3 protein-coding genes and 1 pseudogene are annotated in these 5,371 nt (G+C 59.3%); 1 reads left to right on the top strand and 3 read right to left on the bottom strand.

Annotation, left to right across the window (positions count from 1 at the left end; genetic code table 11):
* Positions 1 to 318: 318 nt before the first annotated feature.
* The 3 genes from HT737_RS02940 to HT737_RS02930 form a co-directional block, all read right to left on the bottom strand.
* Entirely contained in the window at positions 319 to 1,977 is a 1,659-nt protein-coding gene (locus HT737_RS02940) for a cation acetate symporter (RefSeq protein ID WP_041072885.1), read from the bottom strand.
* Positions 1,974 to 2,285, bottom strand: coding sequence for a DUF485 domain-containing protein (locus tag HT737_RS02935; RefSeq protein ID WP_041072887.1), 312 nt, complete (start codon positions 2,283 to 2,285; stop codon positions 1,974 to 1,976). Before HT737_RS02935 ends, HT737_RS02940 begins: the two co-directional genes overlap by 4 nt.
* 311 nt (positions 2,286 to 2,596) lie before the next feature.
* Positions 2,597 to 3,448, bottom strand: coding sequence for a glycine betaine ABC transporter substrate-binding protein (locus HT737_RS02930; RefSeq protein ID WP_047292628.1), 852 nt, complete (start codon positions 3,446 to 3,448; stop codon positions 2,597 to 2,599).
* A gap of 301 nt (positions 3,449 to 3,749) precedes the next feature.
* Between HT737_RS02930 and HT737_RS02925 the strand changes: the two are divergent.
* A pseudogene (locus tag HT737_RS02925) lies at positions 3,750 to 5,344 on the top strand (beta (1-6) glucans synthase).
* Positions 5,345 to 5,371 lie beyond the last annotated feature (27 nt).

The raw sequence follows: 5,371 nt of genomic DNA, 5'->3' as shown, positions 1-5,371 counted from the left end.
GCGACCGTTTGGCGCAGCCAAACACAGCGAGAGGAGGTGCAGCGAAGCAAACCGTAGGCCGCTGCCCCCCCGGATGAATCCCGCAGCGAAGGAACCCGAGCCTAAGCGAGGGCCGAACGTCAGGGTAAAGCCCTTTGGTTACTTTGGGGCTTTTGCCAAAGTGACCCGCCGTCAGGGCGGAACCCTAAGCCGCCGTTACCGCAGCAACGGATATGTACTCATAACCACCAACCACGAAGGCCCAAGTCCGATAACCGCCCACAAAAAAATGCCCCGATCTCTCAACCAGGGCATTTCTCTCAACCATGCAACCAACGCTTAGTGCGAAACCGCCCCACTCGCCCCCAACCCCGTCTGCGAACGCACAAACTGCGGGAAGAACAGCGCCCGCTCGTTCTCGGCCGCCGCCGACTTGTCGGTGATCGAGAAGAACCAGATACCGATGAACGCAATGATCATCGAAAACAACGCCGGGTACTCGTAAGGGAAGATCGCCTTCTCGTGATGTAGAATCTGCACCCAGATGGTCGGGCCGAGGATCATCAGACCCACCGCACTCACCAGCCCCAACCAGCCACCGACCATCGCGCCGCGGGTCGTCAGCTTCTTCCAGTACATCGAAAGCAACAGCACCGGGAAGTTGCAGCTCGCCGCAATCGAGAACGCCAGGCCGACCATGAACGCGATGTTCTGGCTTTCGAACAGGATGCCCAGACCAATCGCCAGCACACCCAGGGCGATGGTGGTGATCTTCGACACGCGAATCTCATCCTTGTCGTTGGCCTTGCCCTTCTTGATCACACTGGCATACAGGTCGTGAGACACCGCCGAAGCACCGGCCAGGGTCAGACCGGCCACCACCGCCAGAATGGTCGCGAACGCCACCGCCGAGATGAAGCCGAGGAAAATACTGCCACCCACTGCGTCAGCCAGGTGCACCGCCGCCATGTTGTTGCCGCCGAGCAGAGCGCCCGCTGCATCTTTGAAGGCCGGGTTGGTGCTGACCAGCAGGATGGCGCCGAAGCCGATGATGAAGGTCAGGATGTAGAAGTAGCCAATGAAGCCGGTGGCATACAGCACGCTCTTGCGCGCTTCTTTCGCGTCACTCACGGTGAAGAAGCGCATCAGGATGTGTGGCAGGCCAGCAGTACCGAACATCAGTGCCAGGCCCAGGGAGAACGCCGAAATCGGGTCTTTCACCAGACCGCCCGGGCTCATGATCGCCTCACCTTTGGGGTGAACCTTGATCGCCTCGGAGAACAGCATGTTGAAGTCGAAGTTGACGTGCTTCATCACCATCAGCGCCATGAACGAAGCACCGGACAGCAACAGCACCGCCTTGATGATCTGCACCCAGGTGGTCGCCAGCATGCCACCGAACAGCACGTAGAGGCACATCAGGATACCGACCAGAATCACCGCCACGTAGTAGTCGAGGCCGAACAGCAGCTGGATCAGCTTGCCGGCACCGACCATTTGCGCGATCAGGTAGAACGCCACCACCACCAGCGAACCGCAGGCAGACAGCGTGCGGATCTGGGTTTGCCCGAGGCGGTAGGACGCCACGTCGGCAAAGGTGTATTTACCCAGGTTACGCAGACGCTCGGCGATCAGGAACAGAATGATCGGCCAGCCCACCAGGAAGCCGATCGAGTAGATCAGGCCATCGTAGCCAGAGGTGAACACCAGTGCGGAAATCCCCAGGAAGGACGCCGCCGACATGTAGTCGCCGGCAATCGCCAGACCATTCTGAAAGCCGGTGATCTTGCCGCCCGCGGCGTAGTAGTCGGCAGCCGACTTGTTGCGCTTGGACGCCCAGTAGGTGATGCACAGGGTCGCACCGACGAACACCACGAACATGGCGATCGCGGAAACGTTGAGTGGTTGTTTGTGGACTTCGCCGGTCAAGGCGTCAGCAGCCCAGACAGCCGGAGCGAATGCTGCGATGCTCAAAAGAGCCAGTAGACGCCGGATCATTGCTGAGCCTCCTTGAGAATCGCATTGTTCAGGTCGTCAAACTCGCCATTGGCGCGTCGCACGTAGATACCGGTCAGGACGAAGGCCGAGACAATCAGCCCGACACCGATCGGAATGCCCCAGGTAATCGAAGACCCGGGGCTGAGTTTCGCGCCGAGCACTTGCGGCCCGTAAGCAATCAACAGGATGAATCCGGAATACAGCCCGAGCATGATCGCCGAGAGTATCCAGGCGAATTTTTCTCTTTTTCTCACCAGCTCCTTGAAGCGCGGGCTGTTTTGAATCGAGAGGTAGATGCTGTCGTTCATTGTTTTTATCCTCGCAGCACAGATTATTGTTGGAACGTATCCACTGTATGCGGCTGCGGAACGGCTTCCAGACGACCTTAGTATTAGAACGACATGACGTTTTCGCCAATTTTCGGACGCTAATTAGCCGAAAGAATTGGAAAGCGGCTTTGAAACAGCCGTAAACCCTGCAAGACGGGACTTGTCGCTGGAAATAAATGTGGGAGCGAGCTTGCTCGCGAAGGCGTCGTATCAGTCAACATTTCTGTCAACTGTTACACCGCTTTCGCGAGCAAGCTCGCTCCCACAGGGGTCAGGCGTTGTTGGTACTTTTATTTGGTCCAGTCAGCCACGCGGTCCGGGTGCTTGGCGACCCAATCCTTGGCCGCCGCGTCAGGCTTGGCGCCATCCTGGATGGCCAGCATGACTTCGCCGATCTCGTCTTTCGACGCCCACTGGAAGTTTTTCAGGAACTTGGCCACTTCCGGTGCCTTGGTAGCCAATTCTTTGCTACCGATGCTGTTTACGGTTTCAGCCGCGCCATACACGCCTTTCGGATCGTCGAGGAAGCGCAGTTTCCACTTGGCGAACATCCAGTGCGGCACCCAACCGGTGACGGCAATCGATTCGTTCTTCTTCTCGGCACGGGTCAGCTCGGCAATCATGCCGGCGCCGGAACTGGCCTTGAGGGTGTATTTGTCCAGACCGTAATCCTTGATCGCCTGATCGGTCTTGAGCATCACGCCCGAGCCGGCATCGATGCCGACGATGCGGTTCTTGAAGCTGTCATCGGTCTTGAGGTCTTCGATCGATTTCGCCTTGACGTACTCCGGCACGATCAGGCCGATTTTCGCATCCTTGAAGTTCGGGCCATAATCGACGACCAGATCCTTGTTCTTCGCCCAGTATTCGCCATGGGTCACCGGCAACCAGGCCGAGAGCATCGCATCGAGTTTGCCGGTGGCCACGCCCTGCCACATGATCCCGGTGGCGACGGCTTGCAGCTTCACGTCGTAACCGAGTTTCTGCTTGATCACTTCGGCCGCCACGTGGGTGGTCGCGACGCTGTCGGACCAGCCGTCAACGTAACCGATGTTCAGGGTCTGTTTTTCAGCGCTGGCGAATGTGGAACTCATCGCAAGCACCAGAGCGGCACCTGCGCCTAAAAGTCGTCGCATCTTCATCGTTTACTTCCCCGAAATGCTGCGCCCGACGGATGCCGGGCATCGTCAACGTATTGTTATGGTGCACAGCGCCCCCATCACGCCTGACCGTAAACTCGTCCGAACATCAGTCGTCTTTTCTATAAGGGTACTGACGCTTTCGATCATCGGCCTGACGCCAAACGCGACCTGCTCTGTCAGCGACCTCAATACACCGAGAAACGACATCAGAAGGCCATTAATCACCTCTGAATAATTGGCGCCAGACAATCCGCCCGAACTTTGCATGTGCAAACCCTGCAGGCCACCAACCCGCGGATAAATGCAGGTAACATGCGTCGCTTTGCAGCCACTCGGCCTGACCATGTCCGCGACCTCCCGCTTCCCGCTTGTTCCTTATCTCTTTGCCTGCCTGTTCGGCCTGTTGGCCCTCGGTGGCTTCTGGTATGGCCTCGGCAAACCGGTGATTCTGCCGGATGCCGCGACCCCGACGCACAAATTGCAATGCGCCTCCTACACGCCGTTCGACAAGGATCAGTCGCCGTTCGACGTGCCGTTCAAACTGCGCCCGGAACGCATGGACGCCGACCTCGCCCTGCTGGCGACGCGTTTCGAATGCATCCGCACCTACTCGATGACCGGCCTCGAAGCCCTGCCGGATCTGGCGCGCAAGCACGGTTTGAAGCTGATGATCGGCGCCTGGGTCAACAGCAACCCGGTGGACACCGCAAAAGAAGTCGACCTGCTGATTGCTTCGGCCAACGCCAACCCGGATGTGGTCAGCGCAGTCATCGTCGGCAACGAAGCCTTGCTGCGCAAGGAAGTCACCGGCGCGCAACTGGCGAAGCTGATCAACAAGGTCAAAAGCCAGGTCAAGCAACCGGTCACCTATGCCGATGTCTGGGAGTTCTGGCTCAAGCACCCGGAAGTCGCGCCGGCGGTGGATTTCCTGACCATTCACTTGCTGCCGTACTGGGAAGACGATCCGTCGAACATCGACGTCGCCCTGCAACATGTGGCGGATGTACGCCAGGTGTTCGGCAACAAATTCGCGCCCAAAGACGTGATGATCGGCGAGACCGGCTGGCCCAGCGAAGGTCGCCAGCGCGAAACCGCCCTGCCGAGCCGGGTCAACGAGGCAAAGTTCATTCGTGGTTTTGTCGCGATGGCCGAAAAGGAAGGCTGGCACTACAACTTGATCGAAGCGTTCGACCAGCCATGGAAGCGTGGCAGCGAAGGTGCAGTCGGCGGTTACTGGGGCCTGTTCGATGCCGATCGCCAGGACAAGGGCGTGCTCGCCGGGCCGGTGAGCAATGTGCCGTACTGGAAAGCATGGCTGGGCGTCGGTGGACTGATTTTCCTCGGCACGCTGCTGCTCGGCGGCCGAGTGCGCACCACCCGATCGGCATTGATCCTGCCGCTGCTCGGTGCGCTGGCCGCCTGTTCGATCGGCGCCTGGGGCGATCTGGCGCGAGTGACCACGCGGTTTGCCAGCGAATGGCTGTGGGTCGGCTTGCTGACCGTATTGAATCTGTTGGTGCTGGCACATGCCGCACTGAGCCTGAGCGCCCGCCAGGGTTGGCGTGAACGCGCGTTCAGTCTGCTGGAACGCCGCGCCGGATGGCTGGTTGCCGTGGCCGGTTTTGCGGCAGCGGTGATGATGCTGGAGATGGTTTTTGACGCACGCTATCGCAGCTTTGCCAGCATGGCGTTCATTCTGCCGGCGCTGGTGTATGTGTGCCGCCCGGTCAGCGTGCCGCGTCGGGAAATCGCCCTGCTGACCTTTATCATCGGCGCCGGCATTGCGCCGCAGCTGTATGAAGAAGGCTTGTTGAATCAGCAGGCGTGGGGCTGGGCGCTGGTCAGCGGTTGATGGTCGCTGCGTTGTGGCGCTGTCTGCGGGTTCGCAGTCGCTGATTAGCAGCAAGATCAAAARGATCGCAG

The organism is Pseudomonas sp. MD195_PC81_125, from assembly GCF_014060985.1.
In the GTDB taxonomy this organism is placed as follows: domain Bacteria; phylum Pseudomonadota; class Gammaproteobacteria; order Pseudomonadales; family Pseudomonadaceae; genus Aquipseudomonas; species Aquipseudomonas parakoreensis.
This window is presented reverse-complemented; position numbering and strand designations above follow the sequence as displayed.